The organism is Vibrio sp. Vb0304 (assembly GCF_033338995.1).
Classification (GTDB): Bacteria; Pseudomonadota; Gammaproteobacteria; order Enterobacterales; family Vibrionaceae; genus Vibrio; species Vibrio alginolyticus.
The window spans coordinates 1,024,768-1,044,493 of record NZ_JAWOTT010000001.1; the positions used below are offsets into that span (position 1 = coordinate 1,024,768).

Genomic DNA, 19,726 nt, shown 5'->3' on the forward strand with positions numbered 1-19,726 from the left:
CATTTTTGTTTCAATTCGTTTTAACCACGGTAGTAGCGTTGTGGTACGAACGGCATTTTTTCAACTGTCATTGGTAGCATTTTGCCACGCACTTCAGCGAACACTTCAGTACCAATCGCCGCCAAATCCGCACGAACATACCCCATTGAGACTGGCTTACCTGCATTCGGGCCCGCCGTACCGCTGGTTACAACGCCAATTTTAACGCCGTCAGCATCAAACAGTTCAACACCTTCACGCACTGGCGCTTTGGTTTGACCTACTAGACCCACACGCTTACGCGCCACATCTTTAGTCTCAATCTGCTTAAGAATAATGTCTGCGCCAGGGAAACCACCTTCACGTTCACCACCAATACGACGAACTTTTTGGATCCCCCATAGCAAGCTCGCTTCAACGGGTGTTGTTGTTGTGTCTAGGTCATGACCGTATAGACAAAGGCCACACTCAAGACGAAGTGAATCACGAGCACCAAGGCCAATCCATTCAACTTCATCTTCCGCAGTCAGTTTACGTGCTAGCTCTTCCGCTTTGTCAGCAGGAACCGAGATTTCGTAACCGTCTTCGCCTGTATAACCACTACGAGAAACAATGCACTCGGCGCCTAAAATATCGACTTTACGAATATCCATGAACAGCATTTCAGAAACTTCTGGTGCAAAACGCACCAATACAGCCGCCGCTTTAGGGCCTTGGATTGCAAGTAGAGCTCGGTCTTCGATAATTTCTAGCTCAACACCAGATGGTAAATGCGCTTGTAGGTGTGCGATATCTTGCGCTTTACATGCTGCGTTCACAACCACAAACAGATGATCACCTAGGTTAGCCACCATCAAGTCGTCCATGATGCCGCCCTCTTCATTAGTGAAAAAAGCGTAACGCTGTTTACCAGACTCAAGATCCACAATATCCACTGGGACTAATGTTTCTAGGAACGCAGCTGCACCGTCACCAATTAGGCGAAGCTGTCCCATGTGAGAAACATCAAACAGACCTGCCGCATCACGAGTATGTAAGTGTTCCTTCTTTACGCCTAGAGGATACTGAACAGGCATATCGTAACCCGCGAACGGGACCATTTTGGCACCAACTTCAACGTGAAGTGCGTGTAGTGGTGTTTTCAGTAGTTCTTGAGTCATTTTCGTCTCCATTTAGATAGACCCGAGAATGCTATCGGCATTCGATGTGTTTCCAATAATAAACATGGCTCATTCTATTTTGCACGAACAAGACGTAGATCGACTTGCAAAAGTGTGACTCTTAACATTTTAATCACAACAAATCGTACAAAAAAAGCGCTTTAATGAGTAAGTTCTCATCAAAAAAGCGCTTTTTCATCATAACGACCACCAACAGCAATCGTTTGCTTTCACTATAGGAAATTTACAAGTATTTATCACTATTTGGCTGTCACCCACAAAATGAGCGCATCTTCCTCGCTAACACTGGTCAACATATGTCCCATATTTGCATCGTAATAAACGCTGTCTCCCTCGCTTAAAACAACAGGTTCGTAAAACTCAGAATAGAACATGACCTCACCAGATAAGATAAGTAAAAATTCTTCGCCGTCATGACGAACCCAGTCTTTATATTCATCAAAACTACGAGCTCGAATTTGGCTCTTAAACGGCATCATTTTCTTATTGGAAAGTTGTGTCGCGAGCAGTTCATGTTCATAGGTTTGTGTTGGGTGTGGTTTACCTTCATTCTTCTTGGTAACATCCCTGCGCCCTGTCGCTACCTTTTTTCTAGGTGGCTCAAAGAGTTGTGGCATGTCAATTTGTAAGCCTAGTGCCAATTTTTGCATCGCTTGAAACGTCGGGGAGATCTGCTCATTTTCTATTTTGCTCAGTGTAGATCGAGCAAGCCCGGTTCGCTGACTCGCTTCTTCTAATGTGATACCGAGTTTCGAGCGGATATCCTTAATACGCTGGCCCAGTTTTAACGGCTCGATATTTTGGTCATGTTGCTCTTTTGCCAACGTCATCGATGGGTATTCATCGTAAATACTTTCTGCCATAAATCCCTCTATAGATATCCATATTTTTTGTCTTACTCGCATTGTGCATGAAGCACATAGTGGATAGAAGTCCACCAAGTGAATTAAAGCGTGCTCTTGTTAACAAATTTTGAAATCTTGTTTCCTATAGGAAATTTTTGGTTGATTGTTCCCGTCACAGGCGCTATGTTACCAACTTGTTAGATGTAGAGATGCATATTTCCGTAAGAGATTGGTAAAGGAAACACGCAATCCAACGGAGTTTTTGCCCAAATTTAGGGCCGGATGTTCACTCTGTTCTGCTACGCAGTTCAGCTGTTTTTGAGGACAAATGAACCACAACCGCAAATCATAACTCATCTATTGCGGGTTCATTTTCAGATTTGGAAGGTCAACTACCATGAATAAGAGTTACCCTAACCACAGCTTGGAAAACTTTTTCTCTACCAACCTCTCTGCGACAGATGATGCTGTCTTTGCTGGAATTCAAGCGGAATCCGCTCGCCAAAACGAACAAATCGAACTTATCGCTTCTGAGAACATTGTTTCTAAAGCGGTAATGCAAGCTCAAGGCACATGCCTAACAAACAAATACGCTGAAGGTTATCCAGGTCGCCGTTACTATGGTGGTTGTGAGCACGTAGATACAGTGGAAGCCATTGCTATCGAACGCGCAAAAAAACTTTTTAATTGTGAATACGCAAACGTTCAACCACACTCAGGCGCGCAAGCAAACGGCGCAGTAAAACTGGCACTGCTTCAACCTGGTGACACCATTCTTGGTATGTCTTTAGACGCAGGTGGTCACCTGACGCACGGTGCACGCCCTGCACTTTCTGGTAAATGGTTTAATGCAGTTCAATACGGTGTTGATCGCGAAACACTAGAAATTAACTACGAAGATGTTCATGAGCTTGCACTTGAGCACCAACCTAAAATGATCATCGCAGGTGGTAGCGCTATTCCACGTACTATCGACTTTGCAAAATTCCGTGAAATCGCAGACGAAGTAAATGCAATTCTTATGGTCGACATGGCGCACATCGCTGGTCTTATCGCAACAGGCGCACACCCTAGCCCACTGCCACACGCACACGTTGTTACGACTACAACACACAAAACATTGCGTGGCCCTCGCGGCGGTATGATTCTTACTAACCACGAAGACATCATTAAGAAAATCAACTCAGCCGTATTCCCTGGCCTACAAGGTGGCCCACTGATGCACGTTATCGCAGCCAAAGCGGTCGCATTTGGTGAAGCGCTTGGCCCTGAATTTAAAACTTATATTGATTCGGTGATCAATAACGCAAAAGTCCTAGCGGAAGTATTGCAAACTCGCGGTTGCGACATCGTAACTGGTGGCACAGACACGCACCTAATGCTGGTTGACCTTCGTCCGAAAGGGTTGAAAGGCAATAAAGCAGAAGAAGCTCTAGAGCGTGCTGGGATCACATGTAACAAAAATGGCATCCCATTCGATACAGAGAAGCCTATGATTACATCGGGCATCCGTTTAGGAACGCCTGCGGGTACAAGCCGCGGCTTTGGCGCTGAAGAATTCAAACTCATCGGTAATTGGATTGGTGACGTACTGGACGGTTTAGTGAACAACCCTGAAGGTGACGCAGAAGTTGAAAAACGCGTTCGCAAAGAAGTAAAAGAACTTTGCAGTCGCTTTCCTCTATACCAGTAAACGATTTTTTTGAAATCATAATAATTCCTGACAAGTTATTCGGAGATTAAGCAATGGACAAAACACTGAAGTTTGCAGATAGCCACGAGTGGGTACGTGACAACGGTGACGGCACAGTAACAATTGGTATTTCTGAGCATGCACAAGAAATGCTAGGTGACGTGGTATTCGTTGACCTACCAGACGTAGAAGACGAAGTTGAAGCAGGTGAAAGCTTCTCTCTCGTTGAATCTGTAAAAGCAGCGTCAGACATCTACGCACCAATCACTGGTGAAATCGTAGAAATCAATGAAGAACTAGAAGACAGCCCAGAGCTAATTAACGAAGAGCCGTACGAAGGTGGCTGGATCGTAAAAGTGAAGATGTCTGATGTATCTGAACTAGATAACCTGAAAGACGCAGACGAATACCTAAACTCTATCGAAGAAGAGTAATTAGGATGTGACGAAAGCTGTTCCCTAACCTGTTTAGAGAACAGCTTTTTTTCTAGGTTCGGACGTATAATTTAATTTATCAGTAACGCAAATCCGTTACCCGAACCAAGGAGTAGGTAAAGGACAATGACTGAATTACTTCAAAGCCTCAGCACACAAAACGAGTTCGTTGCTCGCCACAATGGACCAAACAAATCTGACCAACAGAAAATGTTGGAAGCGATCAACGCAGTTAGCCTAGATTCGCTTATCGACGAAACCGTACCAGCACAAATTCGCCTAGAGCAACCAATGAGCTTGGCAGAAGCGAAAAGCGAAGCAGACATGCTGGCAGCAATGCGTAAGTTCGCCGATCAGAACCAAGTTAAACGTACATTCATTGGTCAGGGTTACTACAACACCTTCACGCCGAATGTGATTCTACGCAACGTGATGGAAAACCCGGGCTGGTACACTGCTTACACCCCTTACCAACCAGAGATCTCACAAGGTCGTTTAGAAGCACTTCTAAACTACCAACAAATGGTGATGGATCTTACTGGTATGGAAATCGCGAACGCGTCATTGCTCGATGAAGCAACGGCAGCAGCAGAAGCGATGACACTTTGTAAGCGTGCGGGTAAAAGCAAGAGCAACGTATTCTTCGTTGCTGACGACGTTCACCCACAAACCATCGAAGTGGTAAAAACTCGTGCGAAATTCATCGGCTTTGAAGTCTTGGTTGGTTCTTTAGAATCACTACCAGAGCAAGACGTGTTCGGTGCACTAGTTCAATACCCAAGTACAACAGGTGAAGTTCGTGACCTAACGGACATCATCGCTAAAGCGCAAGCAAACAAAACACTAGTGACTGTAGCAACGGACCTTCTTGCTTCTACCCTACTTAAACCTGCAGGTGAAATGGGCGCAGACGTAGCAATCGGTTCAGCACAACGTTTTGGCGTGCCGATGGGTTACGGCGGTCCACACGCTGCTTTCATGGCAACTCGTGATAAGCACAAGCGTACAATGCCTGGGCGTGTTATCGGTGTTTCTATCGATACCAACGGTAACCAAGCACTGCGTATGGCAATGCAAACGCGTGAACAGCACATCCGTCGTGAAAAAGCGACTTCAAACATCTGTACTGCTCAAGCACTGCTAGCGAACATGGCGTCTTTCTACGCGGTTTACCACGGCGCAGAAGGTCTACGCACGATTGCTCGTCGTACGCACCACATGACAGCCATCCTAGCCGCTGGCCTAACTAAAGGCGGCTTCGAGCTTGCTCACAACAGCTTCTTCGACACCATCACTATCAACACAGGTGCACAAACTGAAGACCTATACGCGAAAGCACTAGCCGCAGACATCAACCTACGTAAGTTGGGTACTCAGCTAGGTGTGAGCTTCGACGAAACCACAACCGTGGCAGATGTAGAAGCCCTATTCGCAGTATTCGGTGTGAAAGAAGAAGTCGCAGCACTATCAACTGAAATCGCAGGCAACGAGTTTGCAGCCATTCCAGAAGCATTGCGCCGCACAACAGAATATCTAACACACCCTGTGTTTAACACGCACCACAGCGAAACACAGATGATGCGTTACCTAAAACAGCTAGAGAACAAAGACTTCTCACTCACGCACGGCATGATCCCACTGGGCAGCTGTACGATGAAGCTGAACGCAGCAGCAGAGATGATTCCAGTAACTTGGCCTGAGTTTGGTTCGATCCACCCGTTCGCACCAGCAGAACAAGCAGCTGGTTACGCAGCACTCGCAAAAGATCTTAAAGAAAAGCTATGTGAAATCACTGGCTATGACGCATTCTCACTACAACCAAACTCTGGTGCATCGGGTGAGTACGCAGGTCTTATCGCGATTCAACGCTACCACGAAAGCCGTGGCGAAGGTCACCGCAACGTATGTTTGATCCCAAGCTCTGCGCACGGTACTAACCCTGCGACAGCATCTATGGTGTCAATGAAAGTGGTTGTGGTTAAGTGTGATGAAGAAGGCAACATCGACATCGACGACCTAGCAGCGAAAATCGAGAAACACAAAGACAACCTATCAAGCATTATGATCACTTACCCTTCTACGCACGGCGTTTACGAAGAGAAAGTGAAAGAAGTGTGTGAAATGGTTCATGCCGCTGGCGGTCAGGTTTACCTAGACGGCGCTAACATGAACGCGCAGGTTGGTCTAACATCACCAGGCTTCATCGGTTCAGACGTTTCTCACCTAAACCTACACAAAACCTTCTGCATCCCGCACGGTGGTGGCGGTCCGGGTATGGGTCCTATCGGTGTGAAATCTCACCTAGCTCCTTTCTTACCAGGGCATATTGAAGACGGTGTAGAAGGCGCAGATTTCGCAGTATCAGCAGCAGATATGGGTAGCGCTTCTATCCTACCTATCTCTTGGGCTTACATCGCAATGATGGGCGAACCTGGCCTAACAGATGCAACAAAAGTAGCAATTCTGAACGCAAACTACGTGATGGAAACACTTCGCCAACACTACCCTGTTCTTTACCGTGGCAAAAATGGCCGCGTAGCGCACGAATGTATTATCGACATTCGTCCGCTGAAAGAAGAAACAGGTATCAGCGAAGAAGACATCGCGAAGCGTCTAATGGACTACGGTTTCCACGCACCAACTATGTCGTTCCCTGTAGCGGGCACGCTAATGGTTGAGCCAACGGAATCGGAAGATCTAGAAGAGCTGGACCGCTTCTGTGATGCGATGATCGCTATCCGCGAAGAAATGGAGAAAGTGAAAAACGGTGAATGGCCACTGGATAACAACCCACTTGTTAACGCGCCACACACTCAAGTTGATCTTTCAGCTGAAGATTGGGACCGCCCTTACTCTCGCGAGATTGGCTGCTTCCCGTCTAAAGCGACCAAATCTTGGAAGTACTGGCCAACGGTAAACCGCGTAGATAACGTATACGGCGACCGTAACCTAATCTGTTCATGCCCAAGCATCGATAACTACGAAGATTAATTTTTGTAGTCTCTAAATCGACAAAGGCGAACCGTTTGGTTCGCCTTTGTTTTTGGTGTGCCGCCCTAACATTTGTTGATACATCGAGAAGGAATGATGGCTAGTTATTGTTTGCACAAAAGTGATTTAGAAATACAGTGACTTCTGAGAACCTTTGAATTAGCACTAATATCTCAGAGCCTTAAAAGCTTGTTGGAAACTCCTCATGAACACTATGTTATGCAGGTGCTATGTAGTTTCTAGTTCAGTTGCAGTAAGTCCCATTTATTACCATAGAGATCTTGGAACACCACCACTGTCCCGTATTCTTCCACACGAGGCTCTTCATTAAATACAACACCATTTTTCTTCATCAACTCGTAGTCACGCCAAAAATCATTAGTTTGCAGAAACAGGAAAACACGGCCACCTGTTTGATTTCCTACTGCATGCGTTTGCTCCGGTGTACTCGCTTGAGCTAAAAGTAGGTTTGTACCATTGGAGTTTGGAGGAGAAACTTGAACCCAGCGTTTACCACCACCTAGGTTGGTATCTTCAACCAGAGTGAATTGAAGTTTTTGAGTATAGAATTCGATAGCATCGTCGTAATTTTCAACGACTAGAGCAATGTTTCCGATTTGCTGCTGAACAGTTTTGGCCATGATGATTTCCGCTGTGTCAAAACGCTAATTGTACGCTATTTTGAGACTTTTCTAGAAAGCACGTAACGCCTTGCAAATGTTTAAGGCACACAATACGAATGTTTACACACAGCGCCTTTGCCACTAGAACCTACAAACAATACAGCTACCACAAGTGTCGAATCTTGATTGAGCAACTCATCAAAGCCTTAGCTATAACTCAAGAGCAAATCTCTAACCTAATAACGAAGGCTGCTCGTATACCACGGTATTATAGTTCTTCTAGTTTTCCCTTAGCTAAATCTTCTTGTTGCTTAAGGAACATGAAGAAGTTTGCCTCACTGATAAACGGGTTACCGCTTGTACCGAGCTTCTTCCTATTTTCAAAAAGGAAATTTTTATGTGGATGGTTCGAAAGGTTAACGTTCACAATAGGTGCCTGTAGTGAAATTTTTCGAATTTTCTCCATGCTAGTCAGGAACTGGCCAATAACTTCTGGATCATTGCTACTTACGCTATGCCCACCAACGATAAAAGCACGATATTGTTCGCCATTATCTTCAACAGTGAAGTCTAAGGAATAATCACCTTCCGTGTGGCCAGGTGTGAGATAGAACTTAAACTCATGTCCACCAATAGCCATAGAGCTATCGCTTTTTATCTCTATGTCTAAATTTGGAGGAAGGAACTTGTTCTCACCTTCGCTTTTGTTTGATTGCTGTATAGATAGTTCATGAGCGCTTTTGGTCATCACGACTTTGGAACCATACTTCTCTTGAAGTAACTGGGCGCCCCCAACGTGGTCAGAATGCCCATGAGTTACCAATATGTGCGTTATTGGCTTATCTTTTAGCCCTAGCTTCTCTAGGTTGATAGGTATCCACTCAGAGTAAGGGAAGTCAAGCGTATCAATGATAACGAGTCCGTCGTCTGTAGCAATGGCATATGATGAGACCCACTTGTCTCCTACATAATAGACATTATCAAACATCTGAAATGGTTCTACATAACCGTTCTTATCATTCATTGCTGGAACATATTGACTTAAGGAAGCAAAAGACGAAGCACTGAAAAGTAAACCTACAATAATTTTTTTCACGAAATCACACACAAATATATCCTTAATAATTTCTTATAGAACCTCGCGGATGAGAAAGCTCTAAACGATTTTCAGAGGCAAATACAACTGCAAATACTTTCTACTTAGCTTGAATTTTAGCTGACCGAATCACTTGTAAACTCGAATCCCATTAACTGCCTATGTATTCATGATTCTTTTAGAGGTTAAATAAATGAACTCAATTGAAGCAGAGTCATGAAGCTTCACTTGAGGTTACCGGCACAGCACAATCTGATAAACCTCTTTCAAGCAAACATTTGAATGCGATTTTTCCAATTTAAGACATGTTCAATAAATGCATCAACTCTTGCAGGCCTTTTATCGCGGTCTCGATACATAATGAATACTTCTTTACCCGAGCATTGCCATTCTGGCAACAAAGGCAGCAGGTTATGTTGATCATGATTTAGCTCATGAAAGTAATAGGTTGGAATCCACGCAATTCCTAAACCATGGATGACGGCGTCTCTAACTAGTAGTACATCATTTGAAGTGAATTGAAACTTTAGCGGATGATCAAATGTTTCATTGGTGATTTGATTAACTAATTTCCATTGGCTGTCGTTGTTTACCGTAATTAGGCGATGATGAACAAGTTGTTCTGGATGGGTAATCGGTTGGTGTTGTTCTAAATAGCTTCGTGATGCACAAAGCGCAAATGGAATCGACCATAATTTCTGAGCAATCCAGTCTTGTTCAATAAGATCACCAAGACGAAAACTAACATCGACACGGTTAGATACAAGATTGATTTTTTCATTCTGTACATCTAAATCGATACATATCTTCGGATGTTGCTCTGCAAATTCATAAACGCACCGCTTTAACCACATCTGTGTCATGTTAATTGGCGCTGATATTTTGATCGTTCCGCTTAAAGACTGACGCTCAGTCGCAATTCTCGATGTCACATTATTTAAGCTAAGAAGTAACGGCTCACAGAGTTGATAATATTTTTCGCCATCAGTTGTTAACGCAAAGTGGTGTGCACTGCGGTTAAATAGTCTGCAATTTAAGTTTGTTTCCAGCCTTTTTAACTTCCGGCTTAGCGTGGCTAACGGGACATTAAGACGCTCAGATGCTTGTGTTAGGCTTTGATAGCGAGCAACAGAAACGAATAACAAAAGGTCATCCAAAGAGTGACGTTCCATATTTGGGATTAACCCTCTTAAATTTGGCTATTAAAAATCAAATATGAAATATATAGCATTATCGCGTCAAGTTAATTTTTATCAGGAAGATCTATGTCTAAGCATTTATCAATTTGGTGCGGTGTTGTTGTCGCTATCTTTTTTTGGTCTAGTAACTTTAACGTAATAAAAGCTATTAATAGCGATGTCTCTCCTTTGGATTCAGCGACGTTACGATTTTCCGTTGCAGCTTTAATACTCTTACTGATAAGAGGAACTAAACGCTCTCCATATGGAGCTAAGCTCACACGAAAAAGTATGTTGTCGTTGTTTGTTATAGCAACCGTGGGTGTAACTATCCAAAACTTCTCTATTTTCTCTGCAATGAGCTTTACTACCCCAGTTAACGCAGCGGTTGTTCAGGCAAATCTACCACTTGTCACTATCTTGTTGTCGGGCTTTATTCTCAAAACTTCCATTTCGGTTAAAACTATTTTAGGTGCACTAATCAGTTTTTGTGGAGTGGTAATCGTCATTACAGGGGGAAATATTCATTCTATTAGCAGCAATAGTAATATTGGTGATCTATACATGTTATTTGCTTTAATTAGTGGGTGTTTATACACAATTCTAGCGAAGCGTTTAACATCTCATATCCCAGTAACTCAGCAGTTACGTTGGGTGTTAAGTATTGGTGCCATTCAAATGGTCGCTATAGCGACGTACCACGGCGACTTTAGCCGTAGCTTAAATGCCATAACATTTAAAGACCTATCACTAATAGCGTACATGAGCCTGTTTGGCACTTTGATCGCTTATTACTTTTGGATGAAAGGTGCTATCGTTCTTGGTCCAGATAAAATGTCTCCATTATTTAATATTATGCCGGTATTCACTCTACTGATTTCGTTCATTTCTGGTGAGCAGGCTCAATGGGAAAATGTTTTAGGTGTCTTTATCGTTGCGGCTGGTGTGTATATAGGTAACTCAGCACCTTTTGCTCGTTTACGGAAGGTGGTGGAGTAAAAATAGACGCCAACCTTAAGTCGCATTATTTAGAGCAATACTTTGTTAATTGGCATAAGTTTTCTTGGTTTCCAATAGGTACATTTTTTCGCTTTCGTCGTTCACTCTTTTATCTAACTTTATTGAGTGCATGTCGAAAATCTTCAATCTTTTGCTAAGAGCGTTTTTTACTATGTAAAAAACAGAGGAGAATGACCATGAAAAAACGACTCAACTATATTGAAGTAGCGCCAAAAGCAATAGAAATCCTATACGCTCAGGAAGCTTACTTCCATGAACAATTTAGCCAATCAGAAACTATGAACATGATCATATGGGAACTGGTTAAGTTACGCATATCGCAAATCAATCAATGTGCATTTTGTATCGACATGCATAGTAAAGATGCGCTTAAGTTAGGTGAAAAGCCGGAACGCATATGGGGGCTTAGTGCATGGAAAGATATGCCATTCTACAGCGATGCAGAACACGTTGCGCTTGGCTGGGCTGAATTACTAACTGCTGGCCTACCAGTAGATGATGATACCTATCAGCTGACCTTGAATACCTTTGGAGAAGAAGCTATGGTCAACCTAACAATTGCGATCAACGCGATCAACAGTTGGAACCGAATAGTTAAGGCATTTAAGCCAAAGGTTGGAGTCTATAAACCTCGATAATTCTATTTGACGGTTCTTACTTGTAAGCCACTGCTTATACCTCAGCTTAATAAGATGAAAAGTACATGTGTATCACTTTCTCATTTAAGTTGAGGTTAAATAGGATGATTCATTTGAACTTAGAATTTGATATTTTAAAACCTCAAAAGGCTTTAGCTGGCTATGTTCAAGCCATTTGGTCAGCATCCGTCAAACCTGATACGACGCAAACCGTACGTAAACAATTACTCAGTGATGCTGGTACAGGTGTGGTATTCATTTTACAGAATGATGTACAAATGGATGGTGAGTGGCAAACGCCAGGGGTTGTCCTACTACCTGTGAGCATTCTGGCACATCAAGTCTGCCTACCGCCAGGCACGGTGATGACTGGCGTACGCTTTCATCCTGCTGTTGGTTATCAACTATTTGGTAAACGTCTAGAACAGCTATTGCGGATTCAAGACGACCACCCTTTGGCTTCTTCTGCACTAGCAACATTTGAGTCTCTGCAAACAGCGCGTTCGCCATATGCAAGGATTTCTACGTTATATCGCTGGGTTCAAACACTGATTGAGGAATATGAACCGCAGTATGTCGGCCACATTATTGAACAACCTACAGGGACCATCAGTCAGCGCCAGAGAGAGCGCAATTTTCAGAAATGGTTGGGGATTACTCCTAAACATTACCAACGCATTAAACGAGTGAAGCACACTTTAGAGCAACTCCGAGCGCAACCCGATCTTACTTTATCGGAATTGGCGCTGGAGCAAGGTTTTTCCGATCAAGCACACATGACTAGAGAGTGTAAGCAGATTGCGCGCATGACACCGAAGCAGTATGTCCGAAAGAGAAACCTCTAAGCCTTATTAGCTTTCTACATCAAACCCAATTGATTCAGAATCGACGATATACTTGCTACAAAGTTCGATCATATATCACCTACTTTTTCGATCGCTCATTCCAGCTTGATGTGAGTTGGTTAGCTCGCTTTTGATGCTGCGTGCTGCTCTACCATAAACGCGATCACTTCTTCGTTTAAGCAAGATTTGCTGATGTATTGGCGTTGTTTACCAAGGTGAAGGATAAAGCCCAAATCAGTTTGTTCGAGTTGGTCGATATCATTCCAAGCGAGGCTGCGGTCAACTTTACCGCTTTTGTAGCGTACGCCATCTGCATTCACTTCAAACACCACTTTACTGCCGCGGCTTGAGCTGATGGTTTGACGCCACAGCCACCAAGTTCTTTTGAAGTAAACGCTGCACGCTTCAATCACACTCAATACGATAAAGAACCAACCGACGTAACCGTTAGGTAGCAGTTCAAACTCCAATAAAACCACACCAAAAATTAGAAAGAGGATCCCTTTCAAATACGCTTGCGGGAACTTAACTGGCTGGCTAGTTTGATCATAACACTCAGCAAAAAATGGCTTGTCGAGTGTGTATTCTGTAGTGAATTCGAAATCTTTAGACATGTATGGTTACTTCAAGGCTTCTGTAAATGAGTATTCTTGGTTGCACTCTTGCAACGCGAGCATTGTAGCGCTTCTCTGGCTTTATCTTTAGCCCTTTTGATGCTGTTTTGTAAATCAATGATAACGAAACATTAGAAGGCCTCGGTGCACTTGCCAAGATCAGACAAGGCGAACCACCTGGCTCGCCTTGTGAATTAATGACCTATGTAACTTCTTGAGTTTTTTACTTTAGAGGGTCGTTGTCTGGCAACGCACTGTGTATCCATACTGCCAGTCGGTGTTTGATGCTTGCGCCGTCTAGCTTGCTTTCCGGCAATGGCGTGATCTGTTTTGCATCGACCAAGAATAGGTAAATCGCTTTTACTCTTAGAGGTTGTGGTGACTGAGGAAGGTCAAAACCTTGTAGCTTCGCCATCTTCCCACCAATCTCTAGTGCCTTCTTAACCAGTTTGTCTTCATTGTGAAGCTTGGAGCTTTTTGACATTGATAAATCCTCTTCTTCGCTTCAATTAAGAATACATGAAGTGTCACGTATGGCGTGTTAGTAAGCTCGCATATTGATAAGTTTATGCCTTCTTACCGAGTAACTGATTGAAAAACGACCTTAATTCGTCATCACCAAGATTGAGCAGGTAGTCACCAACATACCATTCAACAATCGATTGATTTGGATGTGCCGTGACTTGCGGGTTACCAAACCAAATGCCCTTTTCCGTGGCAAACGTGTATTGGAGTTCTTTCAACTCTTCACAGCTAAATGGCAGGATAAGGTGCAACATGTTTGCTTGAGGCTGGGTTGGTCTTACCGCCAAAGGTGGGAACTCTTCAATGATCCTGTAGATCTGTTTTGTTCGCTCAAATAGAACCGGCATTTGTGACAACCTTTCATCAAACTGCATTGCCGCAGACACCACATAAGGTGTTCTGTGATACAGGTTGCCACCTTGCCGCTTCATCCACAATGAAGCCAGTTCAATGAACGACTTTGAGCCAAGCAACATAGATCCACCCATGCCGTTGATGCCTTTGTAAAGTGAAACATAGGTCGTATCAAAACCAGCGGCGATCTCGCGGTATTCTTTCTGATAGTAAGCTGCGGTTTCCCAAAGTCTTGCGCCATCCATATGGAGATGAATTTTGTTTTCGGCGCAGTACGCTTTGATTTCTTCCAGTTCTTGCCATGAAGGTAGCTGACCACCAATTTCTCGCATCGGGAGTTCATAAAGAACGGCTGCGATTTCATCCGGCCAAGCAGTGAGATCCTCAAGCTTCCATGTTTGATAAGGGTTCCCTACTGGCAAAATACTAAAGCGATGTTGAAGCTGATAGCCTTGTTTTTCATGCACCGGAATATGGCTAGATGCGTGCATGGCGACAATAGGATTACGCTTTTGTCTTGTGACAATTTCAAGCACCGTTGGCTGCGTCATCGTCCCTGTTACAACAAAAAGCCCTGCCTCGTAACCCAGCAGATCGGCAACCTTTTGCTCGAACGCTTGAATCGTTTCTCCCTCACCGTAGACATCGTGATTTACGTTGTTCTCTTCGCACCACTTTGCCATTTTCGCAAAGTGTTCGGCTGGAGAGTCTTCTTTATTGCCAGGGAGATGGGTATGACAAAGCTGTTTTAGGTGAGCGCTCATTGTTCTGTCCTTTGAATCAAAGCTTCAACAATGTAACTTGTTAAAACGGAGGCGTAAACTGCATTTTCGCGATGTATTTTCTGCGTATGCCTCCGTGCTGAACCTCCGGTTGGACATAGATTTAACTTAAGAGTGATTTACGCAGAACAAAGATCATGCTCACCGTAAACAAGCCATTTAGGTAAATATGCGGCTTCTGGAATCGTCCAGCCATACTTATCGTATGCCAATGCAGCAAGACCAATCAGTTTCAGAGAAACATTTCCTTTTGGCGAATAGCGAACATCTTCATTCATACAGAACTGGTAATGCGCCTCTAACGCATCTCTCAGTGCTTCTTGATAATGTGACTCATCGCCATCGATAATGGCAACAAACACATTCACAAATGGAATAAACAAAGAATGTACATATGGCATCCTGGTTGATTCTAAGTATTGCGGGGAGGATTTCTCCATCACAGTTTGCAATAACTCTGGTAACGCTGATGAATTGCTAAATACACCGTTAACGAATTCGACCAGCGCAACATTAAACGGCGTCTTTATAGACACTAATGACTCATCCATGATGGTCATCAGCTCTACGCAGCGCCAATCTCTCGCAGCCATCGCTAAACAGATTTCATCCAACCAAGCATCCATTGTTCCTCCTGCAACAGAACGGTTACCCACTTCCGAAAAGTGTCGGTGCCCAACGGAGAATTCAACCACTTGGTCTGAATGATTGGCCAGCAAGTACACGTTATTCAGTAACTCAAGCGCCCTTTTTATATAAGCTGGCGAGGCCTGATGTTGTCCGTATTCTGAAGCAGTGAAGAATGCCTCAAGCGAATCCCAAGCATCGCCTTTCATTCTTTTAAGAGGTTGCTTATAAAAAAATTGTTTTTCATCAAGCATCCTTTCCCAGAAGCTGTAAAAATTTTCGTCTTCTTCACGAAAAATACGCAATTTTCTTTCTTCAGGTATATCTAAATAGTGATTTCTTATTGTTTCCATCGTTCCCTAGCCTCGCATTATAAGTTGTTCTAATTTTTTGCCGTGATGATATTCATCCTCAAAATCAAGCCGTGAATGATGCCGAAGTTGATTTATAAAATCAATTTATAATCAGTATGTTGTATCGAAAGTTAATGCTTAACTGAAATGAATCGAAAAGCCGAAAAACATTTGAAATATAAGGCTACCGCACAAGCCGCGATGGGTAAGCCAGAACGTACCTGTCCATAAACAGTGGACGACGAACACTGACTTTGTGGAGTAAAGATAGACAGATATTCACCATTGTGTTCGCCTTTCTTTTTCTGTCGCTTTCGATAATACTCTTGCGCAACATTACTCAGCTGGAAAATTTTATGCCTCAAGCAAACTCTGTGGTCGTACTCGACTTTGAAACCACAGGTCTCTCTCCTACTTTAGGTGATCGCGCAATAGAAATTGGTGCAGTAAAGTTAGTCAATGGCGAGGTTGTCGATAGTTTTCAGCAACTCATGAATCCCGGTTTCAGAGTGAGTTCTTTCATTGAGAACTACACCGGCATTACCAACAATATGTTGCGATCGGCACCAAGCTGCGAAGAGGTAATGGCGTCATTTAGTGAGTTCATTGCTGGCGAGAACCTTATCGCTCACAACGCGTCCTTCGATAAACGATTTTTAGATGCAGAGCTTGAACGAATCAACTGTGGTTATTCGGGTGAGTTTGCTTGCTCCTTACTGGTAGCAAGACGGCTCATTCAAGAAGCCCCATCACATAAGCTAGGTGAACTTGTTCGCTATAAAAATATCGACAACGACGGTGTTTTCCACCGTGCACTAGCCGATGCGCAAATGACAGCCAAGCTTTGGCTCTTAATGGTCGAAGGGATAGAAAACTCAGGCGTCGAAAAACCAAGTTTTCAGTTGATGCAAACAGTTAGTAAAACAGCCAAAGGAAAAGTCGACCTGCTACTCGCCAAAAGCCGTGCGTAGCACCCTCCGAACTAAAAGCGGATTCTAGTCTCTTCGACGTTTAAGTGATTTTCGATATACATGCGATATTGGCTATATCTGTCAATATCGCAATGCTTCTTATTCAAAACAAAGATCGCCTGGGTCACTCTATCCTCCAAAACTTCTAAAAAAATCGTGAATTATGTCTCACCGATTTAGATACTCGCTATAGTCACTCGAGACAATACGCAACAATTCGAGGTGTATTCACTGACTACTGATTTGTAAGCGATGATCAACAACGTTTTTCTGTTCTTAGAACAGTTTGCAGCTTTACTCATACTCGTACTGATTTCTGTTTTTGCTGTTGGCTTTTTATTTTTTGGTAAGGAAGCTCAAGAGTTTACACCAAGCATAAAAGGACGTATTACGAAGAACGATACCCCCATAAAGAATGCAAATGTAGTACTTACCATTCGGTCAGAAAATCGTTCTTTCGAACGTAGCTTCACCACGAATACAAATGGGGAATTCAAGTTTGATCCTGTTTTCAGAAAAAGGAATAAAGTTCTAAGTATTTTCGACGGTCTATTTCAAACAATATGCAGTGTAGAAGTGACCACAACCGTTGCCAATCAAAAGGTTGTTATTTGGAAAGGAGTTTTCAGGCATCATGTCATCGGTATGAAGGAAAGAGTAAATATGTCTAATTTAAACTGCGAAGCCACCAACCCCATCAGAAAGTTTGAATTTCAATCCCATGGGGATTCCGTAAGTAGTCAATGTGACTTAAGTGATTACTTAAAAGTAAACAGATAGAGTAATGTTTCTCCTCAACTTCCTAATCCGAAAGCGGTAGTTCGCTGGTCTCACCAACCAAACTGGCTTACTATGCCAGGTACCTAAAACGCTTTGTGAGTCACTCATGAGCAGAAAAAATAACAAAAATCTCAGCATTCTTCTTAAACTCAGCACCTTTATTGCACCTTATAAATGGCGGGTTGCGGCAGCCTTGGTTGCCCTTGTCGCGACAGCAAGTTTGACGTTATCCGTTGGCTATGGAGTGCGCATTCTTATCGACCAAGGCTTTGCTCAGCAATCATTGCAAGAGCTCACCAATGCGATTCAGTTTATTGTCGGTGTCACATTGTGTATTGCCATTGGGACTTTCTTTCGCTTTTACCTTGTCTCTGCCGTAGGTGAGCGCGTTAGTGCGGATATTCGCCTTGCGGTGTTTAACCATGTGATTACGCTGCATCCGAGCTATTTTGAGACCAACAGTAGTGGCGACATTATGTCGCGCTTGACTACCGATACCACATTGCTGCAAAGCATTATTGGTTCATCGTTCTCGATGGCGATGCGTAGCGCTTTGATGTGCTTTGGGGCCATCATAATGTTGTTTGCCACTAACGTTAAGCTCACGCTGATTGTGCTTGCTTCTGTGCCTTTGGTTCTGGTTCCGATTTTGTTTTATGGACGACGCGTGCGTGCGCTCTCTCGCCAAAGTCAGGACTCAATGGCCGATGTCGGAAGCTACGCTGGAGAAGCGATAGAGCATATTAAAACCGTGCAAAGTTTTAGCTCAGAGTCGCATGAACGAGCGGCTTTCGCTGTCGAGGTGGAAAAAGCTTATGAAGTAGGCAGACAGAGAGTAAAACAGCGCGCGATCCTGATATCAGGCGTTATTGTGATTGTGTTCAGCGCGATTTCAGGCATGCTTTGGGTAGGCGGCAGCGATGTGATTCACGGAAAAATGTCTGCGGGTGACCTAGCCGCATTTGTGTTTTATGCCATTATGGTTGCCTCATCGACTGCAACCATTTCCGAAGTCATGGGTGAATTGCAAAGAGCCGCAGGTGCTACCGAACGGCTGATTGAGATCCTTCAAGTAGACAGTGATATTAAAGCGCCAAGCAACCATTTGCCTGTCCGTGCCGACATGCCTGCTGAGGTTAACTTTAATTCGGTGAGTTTCAACTACCCTTCTCGCCCAAATCAACCAGCAATCAAAGAATTAAATCTAACCGCTGAACAAGGAAAAGTACTGGCGTTGGTCGGCCCTTCTGGTGCAGGTAAAACAACACTATTCGAACTGCTGCAACGATTTTATGACCCACAGCAAGGGCAAGTGTTGTTTGGTGGTGAAGATATTCGACAGTTCGACCCAAACGAGCTTCGACGTCAAATGGCGCTCGTACCACAACAACCAGCGCTGTTTAGCCATGATGTTTTTCATAATATTCGCTACGGTAATCCTGAAGCGACGGATGTACAAGTTATCGAAGCCGCGAAAAAAGCCCATGCCCATGAGTTTATTGAGAAGCTTCCCGAAGGCTATCACAGCTTTTTAGGGGAGCGCGGCGTTAGGCTATCAGGCGGACAAAAGCAGCGCATTGCGATTGCTCGCGCGATTCTAAAAGATCCAAAAATCTTACTGCTAGACGAAGCTACCAGCGCCCTTGATAGTGAAAGTGAACATCACGTTCAGCAAGCACTTGAAGCTCTAATGAAAGGACGCACAACGCTGATCATTGCTCATCGTCTTTCGACTATCCAACATGCGGATAAAATTGCGGTGCTCGACAATGGCGAATTAGTCGATGTTGGTAACCACCAATCATTAATGCAAAGCTGTGAGTTGTATCAGCGACTTGTGGCATTGCAATTTAAGCACTTGGAGTAACGCCTAGTTAAGCGCTCAAAAATAAGCAAAGGCGGACCAAATAATTTAATAACAGGAGTTTAACGATGTTTTTGTGTCAGTCCAGCGAGCCCTTGCGAGACTAGGAATCTAATAGCAGCGCTCTGAGTGGTTAATGAGATAATTTAGACCATGAAAAGCTAGGATAGAAGATCCCACATCATGTCCCATCGTCGCTGTACAAGGTGACGAAATACAAAAGATGCCACTCGCAGTTAAACGAGCGGCATTAAACCAAGCAGCTCGCCTTTTAACAAAGGAATTCCAGTAAGAATCCAGTAACCAGCGTATTCTTCCTTCAACTAGAAACAC

Annotated in this window: 18 protein-coding genes; 9 read left to right on the plus strand and 9 right to left on the minus strand. The window is 43.7% G+C overall.

Features of this window, described 5'->3' with window-relative positions:
- Positions 1-20: 20 nt before the first annotated feature.
- Both gcvT and R7P35_RS04535 read right to left on the minus strand, forming a co-directional pair.
- Positions 21-1,139 carry a glycine cleavage system aminomethyltransferase GcvT gene (gene gcvT / locus R7P35_RS04530; protein ID WP_042520787.1) on the minus strand — a complete coding sequence of 373 codons (1,119 nt, stop codon included), beginning with the start codon at positions 1,137-1,139 and terminating at the stop codon, positions 21-23.
- Between the two features lie 260 nt (positions 1,140-1,399).
- Positions 1,400-2,023, minus strand: a complete 624-nt coding sequence (locus R7P35_RS04535; RefSeq protein WP_005376429.1) for a helix-turn-helix domain-containing protein — start codon at positions 2,021-2,023, stop codon at positions 1,400-1,402.
- A 379-nt stretch (positions 2,024-2,402) separates the two neighbouring features.
- On the opposite strand from R7P35_RS04535, the gene R7P35_RS04540 reads away from it, so the two are divergent.
- The 3 genes from R7P35_RS04540 to gcvP all read left to right on the plus strand — a co-directional run bounded on the left by R7P35_RS04540 (position 2,403) and on the right by gcvP (position 7,123).
- Positions 2,403-3,698 carry a serine hydroxymethyltransferase gene (locus R7P35_RS04540; RefSeq protein WP_042520786.1) on the plus strand — a complete coding sequence of 432 codons (1,296 nt, stop codon included), beginning with the start codon at positions 2,403-2,405 and terminating at the stop codon, positions 3,696-3,698.
- Between the two features lie 53 nt (positions 3,699-3,751).
- A complete protein-coding gene (gene gcvH, locus R7P35_RS04545) occupies positions 3,752-4,132 on the plus strand; it encodes a glycine cleavage system protein GcvH (RefSeq protein ID WP_005376432.1) in 381 nt (126 codons plus the stop codon).
- Between the two features lie 126 nt (positions 4,133-4,258).
- Positions 4,259-7,123 (plus strand): aminomethyl-transferring glycine dehydrogenase, encoded by a 2,865-nt coding sequence (gene gcvP, locus R7P35_RS04550; RefSeq protein ID WP_042520777.1) that lies wholly within the window; start codon positions 4,259-4,261, stop codon positions 7,121-7,123.
- A gap of 239 nt (positions 7,124-7,362) precedes the next feature.
- Here gcvP and R7P35_RS04555 read toward each other — a convergent pair whose 3' ends face one another.
- The 3 genes from R7P35_RS04555 to R7P35_RS04565 form a co-directional block, all read right to left on the minus strand.
- Positions 7,363-7,764 carry a VOC family protein gene (locus R7P35_RS04555; protein WP_005388788.1) on the minus strand — a complete coding sequence of 134 codons (402 nt, stop codon included), beginning with the start codon at positions 7,762-7,764 and terminating at the stop codon, positions 7,363-7,365.
- Positions 7,765-8,014: 250 nt separating this feature from the next.
- On the minus strand, positions 8,015-8,842 hold the full coding sequence (locus R7P35_RS04560; protein WP_225452537.1) for an MBL fold metallo-hydrolase: 828 nt from the start codon (positions 8,840-8,842) through the stop codon (positions 8,015-8,017).
- A 266-nt stretch (positions 8,843-9,108) separates the two neighbouring features.
- Entirely contained in the window at positions 9,109-10,014 is a 906-nt protein-coding gene (locus R7P35_RS04565) for a LysR family transcriptional regulator (RefSeq protein ID WP_005376440.1), read from the minus strand.
- Positions 10,015-10,107: 93 nt separating this feature from the next.
- Here R7P35_RS04565 and R7P35_RS04570 point away from each other — a divergent pair, with 93 nt between their 5' ends.
- The 3 genes from R7P35_RS04570 (at position 10,108) to R7P35_RS04580 (ending at position 12,523) form a co-directional block, all read left to right on the plus strand.
- Entirely contained in the window at positions 10,108-11,019 is a 912-nt protein-coding gene (locus R7P35_RS04570) for a DMT family transporter (RefSeq protein ID WP_213904461.1), read from the plus strand.
- 197 nt (positions 11,020-11,216) lie between these two features.
- Entirely contained in the window at positions 11,217-11,678 is a 462-nt protein-coding gene (locus R7P35_RS04575) for a carboxymuconolactone decarboxylase family protein (protein ID WP_005376442.1), read from the plus strand.
- A 104-nt stretch (positions 11,679-11,782) separates the two neighbouring features.
- Positions 11,783-12,523 (plus strand): helix-turn-helix domain-containing protein, encoded by a 741-nt coding sequence (locus R7P35_RS04580; RefSeq protein WP_213904460.1) that lies wholly within the window; start codon positions 11,783-11,785, stop codon positions 12,521-12,523.
- A gap of 119 nt (positions 12,524-12,642) precedes the next feature.
- Here R7P35_RS04580 and R7P35_RS04585 read toward each other — a convergent pair whose 3' ends face one another.
- The 4 genes from R7P35_RS04585 to R7P35_RS04600 all read right to left on the minus strand — a co-directional run bounded on the left by R7P35_RS04585 (position 12,643) and on the right by R7P35_RS04600 (position 15,778).
- Positions 12,643-13,137, minus strand: coding sequence for a YcxB family protein (locus tag R7P35_RS04585; RefSeq protein ID WP_033906521.1), 495 nt, complete (start codon positions 13,135-13,137; stop codon positions 12,643-12,645).
- Positions 13,138-13,360: 223 nt separating this feature from the next.
- The gene (locus R7P35_RS04590; protein ID WP_005376453.1) at positions 13,361-13,621 is read right to left on the minus strand and encodes a DUF5062 family protein; all 261 of its coding nucleotides are present in this window, start codon (positions 13,619-13,621) and stop codon (positions 13,361-13,363) included.
- Between the two features lie 82 nt (positions 13,622-13,703).
- Positions 13,704-14,780, minus strand: a complete 1,077-nt coding sequence (locus R7P35_RS04595) for a threonine aldolase family protein (RefSeq protein ID WP_169628821.1) — start codon at positions 14,778-14,780, stop codon at positions 13,704-13,706.
- A 137-nt stretch (positions 14,781-14,917) separates the two neighbouring features.
- Positions 14,918-15,778 (minus strand): immunity 49 family protein, encoded by an 861-nt coding sequence (locus tag R7P35_RS04600; protein ID WP_318091744.1) that lies wholly within the window; start codon positions 15,776-15,778, stop codon positions 14,918-14,920.
- 356 nt (positions 15,779-16,134) lie between these two features.
- Between R7P35_RS04600 and R7P35_RS04605 the strand changes: the two genes are divergently transcribed.
- From R7P35_RS04605 to R7P35_RS04615, 3 genes are all read left to right on the plus strand, one after another.
- Positions 16,135-16,749 (plus strand): PolC-type DNA polymerase III, encoded by a 615-nt coding sequence (locus R7P35_RS04605; protein ID WP_005376459.1) that lies wholly within the window; start codon positions 16,135-16,137, stop codon positions 16,747-16,749.
- Positions 16,750-17,001: 252 nt separating this feature from the next.
- Positions 17,002-17,529 carry a DUF6795 domain-containing protein gene (locus tag R7P35_RS04610; protein WP_033906518.1) on the plus strand — a complete coding sequence of 176 codons (528 nt, stop codon included), beginning with the start codon at positions 17,002-17,004 and terminating at the stop codon, positions 17,527-17,529.
- Positions 17,530-17,635: 106 nt separating this feature from the next.
- Positions 17,636-19,396, plus strand: coding sequence for an ABC transporter ATP-binding protein/permease (locus R7P35_RS04615; protein WP_213871086.1), 1,761 nt, complete (start codon positions 17,636-17,638; stop codon positions 19,394-19,396).
- Positions 19,397-19,726: the final 330 nt, after the last annotated feature.